This is a genomic window from Streptomyces sp. NPDC045701, assembly GCF_056432045.1.
In genome coordinates this window covers 190,596-206,810 of sequence record NZ_JBWKJV010000001.1, presented here as the reverse complement: position 1 = coordinate 206,810, position 16,215 = coordinate 190,596, and the positions used below count along the sequence as shown (strand labels likewise).

The 16,215-nt window shown below is 72.3% G+C and carries 15 protein-coding genes; 9 read left to right on the top strand and 6 right to left on the bottom strand.

The window, feature by feature from the left end; translation table 11 throughout:
• Nucleotides 1–115 precede the first annotated feature (115 nt).
• Nucleotides 116–607 (top strand): hypothetical protein, encoded by a 492-nt coding sequence (locus tag AC07DW_RS01130; protein WP_478855496.1) that lies wholly within the window; start codon nt 116–118, stop codon nt 605–607.
• Nucleotides 608–687: 80 nt separating this feature from the next.
• On the opposite strand, the gene AC07DW_RS01125 is transcribed toward AC07DW_RS01130, so the two are convergent.
• From AC07DW_RS01125 to AC07DW_RS01110, 4 genes are all read right to left on the bottom strand, one after another.
• The gene (locus tag AC07DW_RS01125) at nt 688–1,812 is read right to left on the bottom strand and encodes a GuaB3 family IMP dehydrogenase-related protein (RefSeq protein WP_478855495.1); all 1,125 of its coding nucleotides are present in this window, start codon (nt 1,810–1,812) and stop codon (nt 688–690) included.
• Nucleotides 1,813–1,928: 116 nt separating this feature from the next.
• On the bottom strand, nt 1,929–3,431 hold the full coding sequence (gene guaB / locus AC07DW_RS01120; RefSeq protein ID WP_478855494.1) for an IMP dehydrogenase: 1,503 nt from the start codon (nt 3,429–3,431) through the stop codon (nt 1,929–1,931).
• Nucleotides 3,432–3,726: 295 nt separating this feature from the next.
• Nucleotides 3,727–4,314: a sigma-70 family RNA polymerase sigma factor gene (locus tag AC07DW_RS01115; RefSeq protein ID WP_064069910.1), complete on the bottom strand. Its 588-nt coding sequence runs from the start codon at nt 4,312–4,314 to the stop codon at nt 3,727–3,729.
• Nucleotides 4,315–4,546: 232 nt separating this feature from the next.
• A complete protein-coding gene (locus tag AC07DW_RS01110) occupies nt 4,547–5,158 on the bottom strand; it encodes a response regulator transcription factor (protein ID WP_003948568.1) in 612 nt (203 codons plus the stop codon).
• A gap of 390 nt (nt 5,159–5,548) precedes the next feature.
• Between AC07DW_RS01110 and AC07DW_RS01105 the strand changes: the two genes are divergently transcribed.
• The gene (locus AC07DW_RS01105) at nt 5,549–5,869 is read left to right on the top strand and encodes a WhiB family transcriptional regulator (RefSeq protein ID WP_478855493.1); all 321 of its coding nucleotides are present in this window, start codon (nt 5,549–5,551) and stop codon (nt 5,867–5,869) included.
• Nucleotides 5,870–6,013: 144 nt separating this feature from the next.
• Here the strand turns inward: AC07DW_RS01105 and AC07DW_RS01100 are convergent, their stop codons facing one another.
• The gene (locus tag AC07DW_RS01100; RefSeq protein ID WP_478855492.1) at nt 6,014–6,907 is read right to left on the bottom strand and encodes a LysR family transcriptional regulator; all 894 of its coding nucleotides are present in this window, start codon (nt 6,905–6,907) and stop codon (nt 6,014–6,016) included.
• Between the two features lie 81 nt (nt 6,908–6,988).
• Here AC07DW_RS01100 and AC07DW_RS01095 point away from each other — a divergent pair, with 81 nt between their 5' ends.
• From AC07DW_RS01095 to AC07DW_RS01065, 7 genes are all read left to right on the top strand, one after another.
• A complete protein-coding gene (locus tag AC07DW_RS01095) occupies nt 6,989–7,660 on the top strand; it encodes an MOSC domain-containing protein (protein ID WP_478855491.1) in 672 nt (223 codons plus the stop codon).
• Between the two features lie 154 nt (nt 7,661–7,814).
• Nucleotides 7,815–8,588, top strand: a complete 774-nt coding sequence (locus AC07DW_RS01090) for an SDR family NAD(P)-dependent oxidoreductase (protein WP_478855490.1) — start codon at nt 7,815–7,817, stop codon at nt 8,586–8,588.
• A gap of 190 nt (nt 8,589–8,778) precedes the next feature.
• The gene (locus AC07DW_RS01085; RefSeq protein WP_478855489.1) at nt 8,779–9,957 is read left to right on the top strand and encodes a substrate-binding domain-containing protein; all 1,179 of its coding nucleotides are present in this window, start codon (nt 8,779–8,781) and stop codon (nt 9,955–9,957) included.
• 103 nt (nt 9,958–10,060) lie between these two features.
• Entirely contained in the window at nt 10,061–11,410 is a 1,350-nt protein-coding gene (locus AC07DW_RS01080) for an ABC transporter substrate-binding protein (RefSeq protein ID WP_478855488.1), read from the top strand.
• A gap of 5 nt (nt 11,411–11,415) precedes the next feature.
• Nucleotides 11,416–12,384, top strand: a complete 969-nt coding sequence (locus AC07DW_RS01075; RefSeq protein WP_478855487.1) for a carbohydrate ABC transporter permease — start codon at nt 11,416–11,418, stop codon at nt 12,382–12,384.
• Nucleotides 12,381–13,310: a carbohydrate ABC transporter permease gene (locus tag AC07DW_RS01070; RefSeq protein WP_478855486.1), complete on the top strand. Its 930-nt coding sequence runs from the start codon at nt 12,381–12,383 to the stop codon at nt 13,308–13,310. Before AC07DW_RS01075 ends, AC07DW_RS01070 begins: the two co-directional genes overlap by 4 nt.
• 30 nt (nt 13,311–13,340) lie before the next feature.
• A complete protein-coding gene (locus tag AC07DW_RS01065) occupies nt 13,341–14,381 on the top strand; it encodes a hydroxyacid dehydrogenase (protein WP_478855485.1) in 1,041 nt (346 codons plus the stop codon).
• A 115-nt stretch (nt 14,382–14,496) separates the two neighbouring features.
• On the opposite strand, the gene groL is transcribed toward AC07DW_RS01065, so the two are convergent.
• Complete coding sequence (gene groL / locus AC07DW_RS01060) at nt 14,497–16,125, bottom strand: chaperonin GroEL (protein ID WP_478855484.1); 1,629 nt, start codon at nt 16,123–16,125, stop codon at nt 14,497–14,499.
• Nucleotides 16,126–16,215: the final 90 nt, after the last annotated feature.

Genomic DNA, 16,215 nt, shown 5'->3' with positions numbered 1-16,215 from the left:
AAAGGGAGGGGCGGTTGTCGGACGGGCCTGTTAGTCTCCGGGCCTCTACTTAACACAGTCCTTATGTGCCCAGGTGCGCAGAGGCGCTGTGCCGTTTCAGGGGGGATTTCCCAGCATGAGCCAGCCCGTTCCGCCGCCGCCCGGCAACCCCTTCGCCGGTGGCCCCGCCGCCCCGTTCCCGCCCGCGCCGGCTCCGGCCCCCGCGCGGGACAACGTCGCGCTCGGCATGGCGGCCGCGCTCGTGGCCGCGCTGGTCGCCGCCGTCGCCTACGGCGCGATAGGCGGCGCCATCGAGCGGGAGATCGGCTACGCCGCGATCGGCGTCGGCTTCCTCGTCGGCTTCGCCGCCGCCAAGGTGGGCGGCCGCAACCCGGCCCTGCCCGTGATCGCGGCGATCCTGTCGATCGGCGCCGTCTACCTCGGCCAGCTGGTCGCGGTCGCGGTCGTCATCAGCAACACCCTCGGCGGGTCCGCACCCGAGATCCTCCTGGAGGACTTCGGTTCGCTGACCGACCTGTGGAAGGAGACCGCCGACGCCATGTCGTACGTCTTCCTCGCCATCGGCGCCGTCGCGGCCTTCGGTGGCGCCAAGAAGGCCAACGCCTGAACCCGCCGCCACGCACGCGTGAGGGCCCGCACCGTCAGCCGGTGCGGGCCCTCACGCGTATCGGGAACCGAAGGGCCGCGTCAGCGCTTGTGCTGGGCGTCCGCGACCGTGACCTCGACGCGCTGGAACTCCTTGAGCTCGCTGTAGCCCGTCGTCGCCATCGCACGGCGCAGCGCGCCGAAGAAGTTCATCGAACCGTCGGGCGAGTGCGAGGGTCCGGACAGGATCTCCTCCGTAGTGCCGACGATGCCGAGGTCGACCAGCTTGCCTCGCGGCACGTCCTCGTGGACGGCCTCCATGCCCCAGTGGTGGCCCTTGCCCGGCGCGTCGGTCGCCCGCGCGAGCGGGGAGCCGATCATCACCGAGTCGGCGCCGCAGGCGATGGCCTTGGGCAGGTCGCCGGACCAGCCCACGCCGCCGTCCGCGATGACGTGGACGTACCGGCCGCCGGACTCGTCCATGTAGTCCCGGCGCGCGGCCGCGACGTCCGCGACGGCGGTCGCCATGGGGACCTGGATGCCCAGCACGTTGCGGGTGGTGTGCGCGGCACCGCCGCCGAAGCCGACCAGGACACCCGCCGCACCGGTGCGCATCAGGTGCAGGGCGGCGGTGTACGTGGCGCAGCCGCCGACGATGACGGGGACGTCGAGCTCGTAGATGAACTGCTTGAGGTTCAGCGGCTCGGCGGCGCCCGAGACGTGCTCGGCGGAGACGGTCGTGCCGCGGATGACGAAGATGTCCACACCGGCGTCGACGACGGCCTTGGAGAACTGGGCGGTGCGCTGCGGGGAGAGCGCGGCCGCGGTGACCACGCCCGAGTCGCGCACCTCCTTGATGCGCTGCCCGATCAGCTCCTCCTGGATCGGGGCCTCGTAGATCTCCTGAAGGCGGCGGGTGGCGTTCGCCTCGTCCAGCTCGGCGATCTCGTCGAGCAGCGGCTGCGGGTCCTCGTAGCGGGTCCACAGGCCCTCGAGGTTCAGCACGCCGAGGCCGCCCAGCTGGCCGATGCGGATCGCGGTCTGCGGCGACACCACCGAGTCCATGGGAGCGGCCAGGAACGGCAGCTCGAAGCGGTAGGCGTCGATCTGCCAGGCGATCGAGACCTCCTTCGGGTCCCGGGTGCGCCGGCTCGGTACGACGGCGATGTCGTCGAACGCGTACGCCCTGCGGCCGCGCTTGCCGCGCCCGATCTCGATCTCAGTCACGATGTGTGGCCTTTCCCTCTACGTCTGCGCCTACCAGTATCCCCGACACGCGCGCGGGGGGCGGTTCCGGCCGCATGCCGGGACCGCCCCCCACGGGTGCGTGAACCGCTCTCTCGCTACTTCCTGCTGTAGTTCGGCGCCTCGACCGTCATTTGGATGTCGTGCGGGTGGCTCTCCTTGAGGCCCGCGGAGGTGATCCGGACGAACCGGCCGCGCTCCTGCAGCTCCGGGACGGTGCGCCCGCCGACGTAGAACATCGACTGGCGCAGACCGCCGACGAGCTGGTGGACGACCGCGGAGAGCGGGCCGCGGAAGGGCACCTGGCCCTCGATGCCCTCGGGAACCAGCTTCTCGTCGGAGGCGACGCCCTCCTGGAAGTACCGGTCCTTGGAGAAGGACCGCTGCTCGCCGCGGGACTGCATGGCGCCGAGGGAGCCCATGCCGCGGTACGACTTGAACTGCTTGCCGTTGATGAACATCAGCTCGCCCGGCGACTCCTCGCAGCCCGCGAGCAGCGAGCCGAGCATCACCGTGTCGGCGCCGGCGACCAGGGCCTTGGCGATGTCGCCGGAGTACTGCAGGCCGCCGTCGCCGATGACCGGGACACCGGCCGCCTTGGCGGCGAGGGAGGCCTCGTAGATCGCGGTGACCTGCGGGACGCCGATGCCGGCGACCACGCGGGTGGTGCAGATGGAGCCGGGGCCCACGCCGACCTTGATCCCGTCGACACCGGCGTCGATCAGGGCCTGGGCGCCGTCGCGGGTGGCGACGTTGCCGCCGATGACGTCCACCGAGGAGTTCGACTTGATCTTGGCGACCATCTCGCCGACGAGCCGGGAGTGGCCGTGCGCGGTGTCGACGACGATGAAGTCGACGCCCGCCTCGATCAGCGCCTGGGCGCGCTCGAAGGCGTCACCCGCGACACCGACCGCGGCGCCGACGAGGAGGCGGCCCTCCTTGTCCTTCGCCGCGGTCGGGTACTTCTCCGCCTTGACGAAGTCCTTGACGGTGATGAGGCCCTTGAGGATGCCCGCGTCGTCGACGAGCGGCAGCTTCTCGATCTTGTGACGGCGCAGCAGCTCCATCGCGTCGACGCCGGAGATGCCGACCTTGCCGGTGACGAGCGGCATGGGCGTCATGACGTCGCGCACCTGCTGGGCGCGGTCCGTCTCGAAGGCCATGTCCCGGTTGGTGACGATGCCGAGGAGCTTGCCCGCCTGGTCGGTGACGGGGACGCCGCTGATGCGGAACTTGCCGCAGATGGCGTCGGCCTCGGCGAGCGTCGCGTCGGGGTGGACGGTGATCGGGTCGGTCACCATGCCGGACTCGGAGCGCTTGACCAGGTCGACCTGGTTGGCCTGGTCGGCGATGGACAGGTTGCGGTGCAGCACGCCGACGCCGCCCTGCCGGGCCATGGCGATCGCCATCCGGGCCTCGGTGACCTTGTCCATGGCGGCGGACAGCAGCGGGATGTTCACCCGTACGTTCTTGGAGATGTACGAGGAAGTGTCGATCTGGTCGGGCGCCATGTCGGACGCGCCCGGCAGCAGCAGCACGTCGTCGTAGGTCAGCCCGAGTGTCGCGAATTTCTCGGGCACTCCGTCGACGTTGGCAGTCATGACACCTTCCCCAAATGGCCTTGATCGGTGCGGATGTCCATGCTAACGGCCTGCGGCCGTGTCTCATTCCACGAGCAAGATCACCCGGAAGGTTTGGACGTTCACACGTACGGACGCACGGACACCTGGTCGCGCGGACGCACGGACACCTGGTCGCACGGACGCACGCACGCGTGGCCGCGGCGGACGGACCGGGTGCACGGCCCCGGTCGTCGCCCTGGCGTCGCTCGGCGTCGCCACGCCGCGCGGCTCGGGGTCGCTCCGGCGCGCGGCTCGGGCCTGCCTCGGGTGCGGCTCACTGCTCGGCGAGTGCCCGCAGCCGGCTGAGCGCCCGGTGCTGCGCCACGCGCACGGCTCCCGGGGACATGCCCAGCATCTGGCCGGTCTCCTCGGCGGTCAGACCCACCGCGACCCGCAGCACCAGCAGCTCGCGCTGGTTCTCGGGGAGGTTGGCGAGCAGGCGCTTGGCCCACTCCGCGTCGTCGCTGAGCAGTGCCCGCTCCTCGGGGCCGAGGGAGTCGTCGGGCCGCTCGGGCATCTCGTCGGAGGGCACGGCGGTGGAGCCGGGGTGCCGCATGGCGGCGCGCTGGAGGTCGGCGACCTTGTGGCCGGCGATGGCGAAGACGAACGCCTCGAAGGGCCGCCCGGTGTCCTTGTAGCGCGGCAGCGCCATGAGGACCGCGACGCAGACCTCCTGGGCGAGGTCCTCGACGAAGTGGCGCGCGTCGCCGGGCAGGCGGTTCAGCCGCGTACGGCAGTAGCGCAGGGCCAGCGGGTGGACGTGGGCGAGGAGGTCGTGGGTGGCCTGCTCGTCGCCGTCCACCGCACGGTGTACGAGTGCACCGATGGCCCCGTGGGCATGGGCCGCCTCGTCGTCGCGCATCGGTCCATGGTGCCTTGGCGGTGGCTCGTCCGCGGCACCGCGTCCACTGTTGTGCACCGAAGCGTTATGAGCAGGTGCGCCGGACGTCATCTCCTGCGCCCTCCCCTCCCGCTCGATCGACTCGTCCCCGAGGAACTCCACCCTTCAAGGATGCGGCATCGGGCCGGAAACGGATATCGGGCCTGCGCCGCCCCGTCCGCCGGGTGGCGGACGGGGATCGGTAGGCCACGCGCTAGCGCACCAGGCCCCAGCGGAAACCGAGCGCGACCGCGTGCGCCCGGTCCGACGCACCCAGCTTCTTGAAGAGCCTCCTGGCGTGTGTCTTGACCGTGTCCTCGGAGAGGAAGAGCTCCCGGCCGATCTCCGCGTTGGAGCGGCCGTGGCTCATGCCCTCCAGCACCTGGATCTCACGCGCCGTGAGGGTGGGGGCGGCGCCCATCTCGGCCGAGCGCAGCCGGCGCGGGGCGAGCCGCCAGGTCGGGTCGGCGAGGGCCTGGGTGACCGTGGCCCGCAGCTCGGCGCGCGAGGCGTCCTTGTGCAGGTAGCCACGGGCACCGGCGGCGACGGCGAGCGCCACGCCGTCCAGGTCCTCGGCGACGGTGAGCATGATGATGCGGGCGCCGGGGTCCGCGGAGAGCAGCCGGCGGACGGTCTCCACGCCGCCCAGACCGGGCATGCGTACGTCCATCAGAATCAGGTCCGAGCGGTCCGCGCCCCAGCGGCGGAGGACTTCCTCGCCGTTGGCCGCGGTCGTCACACGCTCGACGCCGGGCACCGTGGCGACGGCGCGGCGGAGCGCTTCTCGGGCAAGCGGGGAGTCGTCGCAGACGAGGACGGATGTCATGGCCGTCCTCCGCAGCTGATGCGCGTCACCTTGAGCCTCCAGGCTGGTTACGAATCGTCACCTGTGCGGTTGACGCCCCCGGGCACCTGCCCGAGCGCTTGTTCCTTCAACCGCCTCCGCACTCTCAACGATGGTCACTCGAAAGAGTTACGGGTACGCCCCACCCCTTCGGCACTCTACGTGAGGGAGCGCGCACGGAGCAGAGCGACGCAGGTCACCGTTGCTTCACCCAGAGCTATGCCCCATTTAGCGGCTTTTCCTTCACTTTGTCGATGTCTGTAGCTAGATTCGCAATGAGTCATATTTACATCTACTTAGACAGTAGTTGTACGGTCGTGGCTGTATCAGCTCACTCACCCGCTCAGTACCGGAACCAAGGGGACATGCGCCATGGCAGATTTCTCCCGCCTTCCCGGACCAAACGCCGACCTGTGGGACTGGCAGCTGCTCGCGGCCTGCCGGGGGGTCGACAGTTCGCTCTTCTTCCACCCCGAGGGGGAGCGCGGCGCGGCGCGGAGTGCGCGCGAGAACTCGGCGAAGGAGGTCTGCATGCGGTGCCCGGTCCGCGCGCAGTGCGCGGCCCACGCACTGGCCGTGCGGGAGCCCTACGGCGTATGGGGCGGCCTCACCGAGGACGAGCGCGAGGAACTCATGGGGCGAGCCCGCAACCGTCTCGTCACGGCGTCGTCGGGAACTCCGGCCCGCGCCTGAAGGAACGATTCTGCACCGACCCCCCGCGCCCGGCACGGCCCGCGGCGCACGGGTGGCGAGGCGTACGCGCACGGGAGTGCGTACGGGTAGGGAGCGGCGACCGGCACGGGAGACGACCCCGCCGGTCCGCGTACCGCCGGCGTCCTACGCCAGGGCCGCAGCGCGCGTGAGCTGGTCGAGGGTGGCGGCGACCGCCGGGACCTTGGCCAGGTCCGGGAGGGTGAGGGCGACGATCTCCCGCTCGACGGCCGGCTCCACGACCACGGTCCTGGCGCCCCGGGGGCGCACCGAGCGGATCGCGAGCTCGGGCAGCACCGCGACCCCGAGGCCCGCACCCACCAGGCCGATCACCGCCGGGTAGTCGTCGGTGGCGAAGTCGATGCGGGGGGTGAACCCGGCGCCCTCGCAGACGTCCACCAGCTGGCGGCGGCAGCGGGGGCAGCCCGCGATCCAGGACTCCTCGGCCAGCTCCCCGATGGCCACGGCCTCCGCGTCCGCGAGGCGGTGGCCCTCGGGGACGAGGCCGACCAGGCGGTCGGCGAGCAGCGGGCGGACCACCAGGTCGTCCCACTCGGCGACGGCCGGGCGGTAGCGGAAGGCGAGGGCCACGTCGCAGTCGCCGTCGCGCAGCATCTCCACCGAGCGGGGCGGCTCGGCCTCGACGAGCGACACCCGGGTGCCGGGGTGGGCGGCGCGCAGTGCGGCGAGGGCGTTGGGGACCAGGGTGGAGCTGCCGCTGGGGAACGAGACCAGCCGGACGCGGCCGGCCCGCAGGCCCGCGATGGCGGCGATCTCCTCCTCGGCGGCGGTGAGGCCCGCGAGGATGCCGGAGGCGTGGCGTACGAGGGCCTCCCCGGCCTGCGTCAGCCGCATCTCCCGGCCCGTGCGCACCAGCAGGGGCGTGCCCGCGGAGGATTCGAGGGCCTTCATCTGCTGGCTGACGGCGGGCTGGGTGCAGCCCAGTTCCCGTGCGGCCGCCGAGAAGGATCCGGTGGTGGCGACGGCGCGCAGGACGCGCAGGTGGCGGGCTTCGATCACCCTCCTCAATATAAGCCTCGCTTGGGCCGGGGGCGAATTATTGCCTGGCCGCTTTGAGTGGGTGGGGTCTAGCGTGTCGCCATGCGAGTTCTCACCGTCAATCTGGGGCGGCCGAAGGCCGTGGAGTACACCGACGCGCCGAGCGGCACGACGGGCATCGACAAGCGGCCGGCCGATGGCCCGGTCCGGGTGGCCGATCCGGGCCGCAAGGGCGAGGGCGCGAGCGGCCTGGCCGGGGACACGGTGTGCGACCTGCGCCACCACGGCGGGACGCACCAGGCGGTGTACGCGTACGCCCGCGAGGACCTGGACCACTGGGAGGCCGAGCTGGGGCGACCGCTGGCCAACGGCGCCTTCGGGGAGAACCTCACCACCACGGGCCTGGACGTCAACGCCGCCCTCATCGGCGAGCGCTGGCGGATCGGGGGGTCGGTGGTCCTGGAGGTGGCGTCCGGGCGCGTTCCGTGCCGCACGTTCGCGAGCTGGCTTGGCGAGAGGGGCTGGGTGAAGCGGTTCACCGAGCGGGCCGCGCCGGGGCCGTACCTCCGGGTCGTCGAGCCCGGGGAGATCCGCGCGGGCGACGCCATAGAGGTGGTGCACCGTCCGGACCACGACGTGACGGTCGGGCTGGCCTTCCGGGCGTTCATGGGCCGGCGGGAGCTGCTGCCGCGCACACTCGCGGCGGGCGACGCGCTGGACCCGGAGCTGCGCGAGGCGGCGCTGAAGTACGCGGCGGGCCGGCGCTCCCAGTGAGCGCCCGCGCCGGGCCGTAGGCGAGGGGGCGGGCGGCGGGCGTCCGGTGGTGGCGGGTGGCGGATCCCGATACTCCGGTACATGTACGGCGGTTGCCGGCGGCCCCGTGGGACCGCGCGTCCCGCCGTCCGCGCGGGGCACTAACGTGCCGCTCATGACGACTGCACTGATTACGGGCGCGACGGCGGGAATCGGGGCCGCCTTCGCGCGGCGGCTGGCGGCGGACGGCCGGGACGTGGTGCTGGTGGCCCGGGACGGGAAGCGGCTCCGGGAACAGGCGACCGAGCTGCACGACCGGCACGGGATCGAGGCCGAGGTCCTGGTGGCCGACCTGGCGGAGGAGGCGGGCATCGCGGCCGTGGAGGCGCGGTTGTCGGACCGCAGGCGACCGGTGGACCTGCTGATCAACAACGCGGGGTTCGGCAACAAGGGCCGGTTCCTGGACGTGTCCATGGCCGACGAGCTGCGGATGCTGAAGGTGCACTGCGAGGCGGTGCTGCGGCTGACGTCGGCCGCGACGGCGTCGATGCGGGACCGCGGCCGGGGCGGGGTGGTGAACGTCGCCTCCGTGGCCGCCTTCGTGCCCCGCGGGACGTACGGGGCGTCGAAGGCGTGGGTCGTGCAGTTCACCCAGGGCGCGGCGCGCGACCTGGCGGGCAGCGGGGTGCGGCTGATGGCGCTGTGCCCGGGGTTCGTGCGGACGGAGTTCCACGAGCGGGCCGGCATGGGCACGGACAACATCCCCGGCTGGATGTGGCTGGACGCCGACAAGCTGGTGACCACGGCCCTGGCCGACCTGGCGCGGGGCAGGACGCTGTCGGTGCCGGACCCGCGCTACAAGGCCCTGATGGGCGTGGTGAAGCTGGCGCCGCGCAGCCTGCTCGGAGGCGTCAGCTCCCGCGCGGGCCGCAAGTACGGGCCGCAGTAGTCCCCCGGGGCCACTGCGGCCGGTACCGCGGCGTTCCGGATTCATGAACCCCGGATGATCGAACGTCAATACGCGGCGGAGGACTGATCGAAGCGATCGTCGTTCGATCACTCGCAACGTCGCCGTGGCTTAGGGTCTGACGACGGGCACCGCTCGACCGGGCCATCACACCTCGAGGGGGATCTCCGCCGTGCGCGAGAGTGCTGTTGAACGTCATGACCGTCTGCTGGCCCTGGTGCGGGAGCGCGGTACGGCGCGGGTCTCGGACCTCGCAGCGCAGCTGGGGGTCTCTCCGGTGACCGCGCGCCGGGACGTCGAGGCCCTGGCGGCCCGCGGCCTGCTCGACCGGGTGCACGGCCAGGTCTCGTGGCCCGCCGGGCAGGGCGGTGGCGAGCGGCGCCCGGCCGGCGGGGCGGCGGCCGCGGCGCCCGGCAGCGGTCCGGTGCTGGGCCTGCTCGCGCCCTCGGCGACGTACTACTTCGCGGAGGTCATCCGCGGGGCGCGCGAGGCGGCGGCCCGGGCGGGGGCGCGGCTGGTCCTGCGCATCTCCGACTACCGGCCGGAGGAGGACCGGGCGCGCACCGAGGGCCTGCTCGCCGCGGGCGCGCAGGGGCTGCTGGTGGCGCCGGGCTGGCGGGCCCCCGGCGACCAGGACCGGTACGGCGACTGGATCGCCGGGCTGCCGGTGCCGACCGTGCTCCTGGAGCGGCGCGCCACGCCGGGTTCGGCGCTGGACGGGCTGGACCGGGTGTCGTCCGACCACCGGCACGGGGTCGTCCTCGCCGTGCGCCACCTGGTCGGGCTGGGGCACCGGGCGCCGCTGCTGGTGGCCCGCGCGGACAGCCCGACCGCGCTGGCGGTGCGGTCGGGGTACGCCGAGGCGCTGGGGGCGCTGGGTCTGGCCGAGCCGGGGCCGGTGATCGACTCGGTGCCGTCCGAGCTGGACCCTGAGGGGTTCGAGGACGCTGTCCGGGCGCTGAGTTCGGCGGTGTCGTCGGGCGCGGCGACGGCGGCGCTGGTCCACAACGACGTGGACGCCATCCAGATCGTGCAGCGCCTCGCCGAGCTGGGCGTGCGGGTGCCCGGGGACCTGGCATTGGTCGCGTACGACGACGAGGTCGCCGCGCTGGCCGACACCCCGCTGACCGCGGTCGCCCCACCCAAGCGGCAGGTGGGCCGGCTGGGCACGGAGCTGCTGGTCGAGCGGCTCTCCCGGGCGGCGGGGGCCGCGGCCGAGGGGGTCGGGGGCGGCCGTGGCGAGGGACGCGGCGGGCCGGCCGGCGAGGAGGACCCCCGGCGGCATGTGGCGCTGCTGCCGCGCCTGCGGGTGCGGGCGTCGTGCGGGGCCGATCGCACGGAAGCAATCTGATCCTTTTTCGATCAATCAATCTTTCGCTCTTGACTTCGCTCATGGGGGGGCTCGATCATCACGGCCACACCTTCCGTGTCGCCGTTCGTCCAGGAGCCCCGCCATGAGCCGCAGCCCGAACCGCCGTGGGAACCGCCGCCGGACCAGAACGTCCCCCGTCCTCACCGGCACCGCCGCACTCGCCGCCCTCGCCGCCCTCACGGCCTGCGGCGGCGGTGACGACCCGTCGGGCCCGCCGGCCGCCGGCAAGCCGGTGACGATCACCTTCTGGGGCTGGGCCAAGGGGTCCCGGGAAGTCGTCGACGCGTTCAACGCCTCGCACCGGGACATCCAGGTCAGGTTCGAGGAGATCCCCTCCGGGAACGCCGGCGGCTACGCCAAGATCTCCAACGCCGTGAAGGCGGGCAACGCCCCCGACCTGGTCTCCGTCGAATACCCCTCCCTGCCCGAATTCGTCAGCCAGGGCTCGCTCCAGGACATCGGTGCCCACCTGCCCGAGGACGTCAGGAGCAAGCTGCTGCCGCAGGCGCTGGAGCTCACCACCCTCGGCGGCAGGAACTGGGCCGTCCCCTTCGACGCCGCGCCGCAGGCGTTCTACTACCGCAAGGACCTGTTCGCGAAGTACGGCGTCGCGGTCCCGAGGACATGGGACCAGTTCACGGCGGCGGCCGAGAAGGTGAAGAAGGCCGACGCCAAGGCCCGTATCGCCACCTTCTTCCCCGACGACCCCACCAGCTTCGAGGCGATGGCCTGGCAGGCCGGCGCCCAGTGGTTCAAGGCCGAGGGCGACACCTGGAAGGTCGACACCACCGACGCCGCCACCCGGAAGGTCACCGCCTACTGGCAGGGCCTCCTCGACGCCGGTCTCGTCCACAACAACGCCTCGTTCAGCCCGGAGTGGACCGGCTCCCTGAAGAACGGCACCACCATCGGCTACCTGGGGGCCTCCTGGGGAGCGGGCGTGCTCAAGGGCACCCTGCCGGAACAGAGCGGCAAGTGGGCGGTCGCCCCGGTGCCCACCTGGGACGGCGAGCCGGCCAGCGGCATGCTCGGCGGCTCCACCTTCGCCGTGCCCAGGGGAAGCGACAAGGCCGGGGCGGCGGTCGAGTTCGCCACCTGGATGGCGACCACCGAGGAGGGCGTCACGGCGCGGATATCCTCCGGCACCTCCAGCGCCTTCCCCGCGGCCACCGCACTGCGGCCCATCGCCAGGAAGGCCTTCGACGCGGGCTTCTACGGCGGCCAGGACATCTACCGGCTCTTCGAGGAGGCCGGCGCCTCCATCAACCCGAACTGGGCGTGGGGCCCGGCCACCGGCACCACCAACCTCGCCATCAAGGACCGGCTCGGCAAGGTCGCGACCGGCGGCACCACCCTCGCCGACGCGGTGAGGACCGGGCACGACGCCACCGTCGCCGAGCTGAAGAAGCGCGGGCTGAAGGTGCGGGGCTGACACCGATGAAGGCGCCCGCCGCCCCGACCGGCTCCACCGCCCCCGCCGGATCCGCGCCTGCCCGTACCGGCGCCCGCGCCCGTGCCGGCGCCGCCGCCGTCCTCCTGACCCCCTTCTTCGTCCTGTTCACCGCGGTGATGGTGGTGCCGATCGGATACGCGGTCTGGCTCAGCCTGTTCACCGAGAAACAGTCCGGACTGGGCTTCGGCTCCACCGAGACCGTCTTCAGCGGCCTCGGCAACTACCTGGCGGCGCTGGGCGACCCGGCCTTCCTCGAAGGCTTCGGCGTCCTGCTCGGATACTGCCTCCTCTACATCCCGCTGCTGCTCGCCGGGGCCCTCGGCCTCGCCCTGCTGCTCGACTCGGCGCTCGCGCGCGCACGCCACCTCTTCCAGCTGGCGCTGTTCCTGCCGCACGCCGTGCCCGGCATCATCGCCGCGCTGATCTGGGTGTACCTCTACACGCCCCAGCTCAGTCCGGTCGTGGAGGCCATGGAGTCCGGCGGCCTCGGCTTCGACTTCTTCTCACCCGAGGGCGCCCTCCCCTCCGTGGTGAACATCGCGCTGTGGGAATGGCTCGGCTACAACATGGTGATCTTCTACGCGGTCCTCCAGGCCATCGACCGCTCCGTCCTCGAAGCGGCGACGGTCGACGGGGCGGGCGCCTGGCGCACCGCCTTCAGCATCAAACTCCCGCTGATCCGGGCCTCGCTGGCGATGGTCGCGCTGTTCACCGTCATCGGCTCGCTCCAGCTGTTCACCGAGCCGCTGATCCTCAACAAGGGCACGGGCTCGGCCGTCACCTCCACCTGGACGCCCAACATGTACGCGTACACCGCGGCCTTCGACCGCAACGACTACGGCCTCGCGGCCGCCGCCTCCGTCCTCCTCGCGCTCACCGCCGCGCTGCTGTCCTTCGCCGTCACCCGCCTCACCGGCCGCCGGAGGCACGACCGCGGGGAGAAGCACGCATGAGCGCGCCCACCACCAGCCCACCGAGGCCCGCCACGGCCGACCGCCGCACGGCGCCCCCGGCACGGGGCGGCAGCCGCCCCCGCCGGGCACCGGACCGTTGGCTGTCCCGGACCGCCGTCAACGGGGCGCTGCTGCTGTCCGCCGCCTACACGCTGTTCCCCCTGGTCTGGCTCGTGACCGCCGCCACCAAGGACGCGGGCGGACTGCTGGCCGGGAACGCCTTCTCCTTCGAGGGGTTCGACCTCGCCGGCAACCTCACCCGGCTCGCCGCGTACGGCGACGGCGTCTACTTCCGCTGGTACCTCAACAGCCTGCTGTACGCGGGCGGCGGGGCACTGGCATGCTCGTTCGTCTGCGTCGCCGCGGGCTACGCCTTCGACAAGTACGACTTCCGCGGCAAGGAGAAGCTGTTCGGGGTGGTCCTCATGGGCGTGCTCGTCCCCACCACCGCGCTCGCCCTGCCCATGTACCTGCTCGCCGGCGAGGCGGGGCTCGTCAACACCTACGGGGCCGTGCTGATCCCCGTCCTGGTCAATCCGTTCGGCGTCTACCTCGCCCGCGTCTTCAGCGCCGGCTACATCCCGGGCGAGGCCCTGGAGGCCGCCCGCATCGACGGGGCCGGGGAGCTGCGCGCCTTCTGGTCGATCGGGCTGCGCATGATCATGCCCGGCTTCGTGACCGTCTTCCTCTTCCAGTTCACCGCCATCTGGAACAACTTCTTCCTCCCCCTGGTGATGCTCTCGGACCAGCGGCTCTTCCCCCTGAGCCTCGGCCTGTACGCATGGAACAGCAACGCCCACGCCGAGCCGGACTTCTACCCCCTCGTCGTCACCGGCTCCCTGCTCGCCGTCGTCCCCCTGGTCGTCGCCTTCGTCTCGCTCCAGCGCCACTGGAGGGCCGGCCTGACCGCCGGCGCCGTCAAGTGAGGCCGTCCTTCGAGGAGCTCACCACCCACCATGCGCCACACCACTGACAACCGGTCCGCCGAACGCCCCGCCCTGCTGCTCGCCATGGGCCCCGGCATCGCCGGGCGACTGCTCACCGACGCCCACCGCGCCCGCCTCACCGACCTCACCCGCACCGATCCGCATCTGGTCGCCCACGACCTGGCCGCGCCCACGCCCCTGGTGGCGTCCGCCCTCGCCCGGGCCGAGGTGCTGTTCACCTGCTGGGGGGCCACACCGCTCACCGCGTCCGTCCTGGACCGGGCCCCCCGCCTGCGCGCCGTCGTCCACGCCGCCGGCTCCGTCAAGCACCACGTCACCGACGCCTGCTGGGAGCGCGGCATCGCGGTGACCTCGGCGGCGGCGGCCAACGCCCTGCCCGTGGCCGAGTACACGCTCGCCGCCATCCTGCTGGCCGGCAAGCGCGTCCTGCGCGCCGCGCGCCGGTACGCCGAACTGCGCGCCGAGCACGACTGGCTGCGGGAGCTCGCCGACGGCGGCAACCACCGCCGCACGGTCGGCATCGTGGGCGCGTCCCGCATCGGCCGCCGCGTGATCGAGCTGTTGCGCCCCTTCGACGTGCGGGTGCTGCTGTACGACCCGTACGTCACCCCCACCGACGCCTCGGCGCTCGGCGCCGTCCCGGCCGCGCTGGACGAGCTGTGCGCCCGCGCGGACATCGTCTCCGTGCACGCCCCGCAACTGCCGTCCACCCACCACATGATCGGCCCCGCGCAGCTGGCCGTCATGCCGGACGGCGCCACGCTCATCAACACCTCGCGCGGCTCGCTGGTCGACGAGGCCGCCCTGCTGCCGCACCTCACCACGGGCCGCCTGCACGCGGTGCTCGACGTGACCGACCCCGAACTCCCGCCCCCCGACTCCCCGCTCTACACCCTGCCCAACGTGCTGCTCACCCCGCACATCGCCGGCTCCCTCGGCAACGAGCTGCACCGCATGGCCGACCAGGCCCTGGACGAGGTGGAGCGGTACGTGAAGGGGGCGCCGTTCGCGGACCCGGTGCGCCCCACGGAGCTGAACCGCTCGGCGTGACGCCGCCGGAGGGGCGCCGCCCGGTTCGGCGCCGCCCGGTTCGGCGCCGCCGGGAAACACCGAGGCCCGGTGCCCCCGCGACGGGGGCACCGGGCCTCGAAACGCTCGGGTGGCGTCAGTGGGAGTGGCCGTGACCGTGGCCGTGGCCCGCGTCCGCCGGCTCCTCTTCCTTCTTCTCGACGACCAGGGTCTCGGTCGTGAGCAGCAGGGAGGCGATGGAGGCGGCGTTCTCCAGGGCCGAGCGGGTGACCTTGACCGGGTCGATGACGCCGGCCTTGATCAGGTCGCCGTACTCGCCGGTGGCGGCGTTGAAGCCCTGGCCCTTGTCGAGCTCGGAGACCTTCGAGGTGATGACGTAGCCCTCGAGGCCCGCGTTCTCGGCGATCCAGCGCAGCGGCTCGACGGCGGCGCGGCGGACGACCGCGACACCGGTGGCCTCGTCGCCCTCCTTGCCGAGGTTGCCGTCCAGCACCTTGACGGCGTGGACCAGCGCGGAGCCACCACCGGAGACGATGCCCTCCTCGACCGCGGCGCGGGTCGCGGAGATGGCGTCCTCCAGACGGTGCTTCTTCTCCTTCAGCTCCACCTCGGTGGCGGCGCCGACCTTGATCACGCACACGCCGCCGGCGAGCTTCGCGAGGCGCTCCTGGAGCTTCTCGCGGTCCCAGTCGGAGTCCGTGGTCTCGATCTCGGACTTGATCTGCGCGACGCGGCCCTGCACGTCCTCGGAGTTGCCACCGCCGTCGACGATCGTGGTGTCGTCCTTGGTGACGGTGACGCGGCGGGCGGTGCCCAGCACCTCGAGACCGGCCTGGTCGAGCTTGAGGCCGACCTCCTCGGCGATGACGGTGGCGCCGGTGAGGGCGGCCATGTCGCCGAGCATCGCCTTGCGGCGGTCGCCGAAGCCGGGGGCCTTGACCGCGACGGCGTTGAACGTGCCGCGGATCTTGTTGACCACCAGGGTCGACAGGGCCTCGCCCTCGACGTCCTCGGCGATGATCAGGAGCGGCTTGGAGGAGCCGGCCTGGATGACCTTCTCCAGCAGCGGGAGCAGGTCGGTGATCGCGGAGATCTTGCCCTGGTGGATCAGGATGTACGGGTCGTCGAGGACGGCCTCCATACGCTCCTGGTCGGTGACCATGTACGGGGACAGGTAGCCCTTGTCGAAGGCCATGCCCTCGGTGAAGTCGAGCTCCAGGCCGAAGGTGTTGGACTCCTCGACGGTGATGACACCGTCCTTGCCGACCTTGTCCATCGCCTCGGCGATGAGCTCGCCGACCTGCTGGTCCTGCGCGGAGAGCGCGGCCACGGCGGCGATGTCGGCCTTGTCGTCGATCGGGCGGGCCGACGCGAGCAGCTCGTCGGAGACGGCCTTGACCGCGGCGTCGATGCCCTTCTTCAGGGCGGCCGGGGAGGCGCCCGCGGCGACGTTGCGCAGACCCTCGCGGACCAGGGCCTGGGCCAGGACGGTGGCGGTGGTGGTGCCGTCACCCGCGATGTCGTTGGTCTTGGTCGCCACCTCCTTCACCAGCTGGGCGCCGAGGTTCTCGTACGGGTCCTCGATCTCGACCTCGCGGGCGATCGTGACACCGTCGTTGGTGATGGTCGGCGCGCCGAACTTCTTGTCGATGACGACGTTGCGGCCCTTGGGGCCGATCGTCACCTTGACGGTGTCGGCAAGCTTGTTGACGCCGCGCTCAAGGGCGCGACGGGCGTCCTCGTCGAACTTCAGGATCTTCGCCATGGGAGCGATTCAGCCCTCTCGAAAACTCTGGTTGACGAACCGCGCCCCTCGCCGCCCGGCAATGTGTATCGGCGGGGGCCAGGGGCGCAG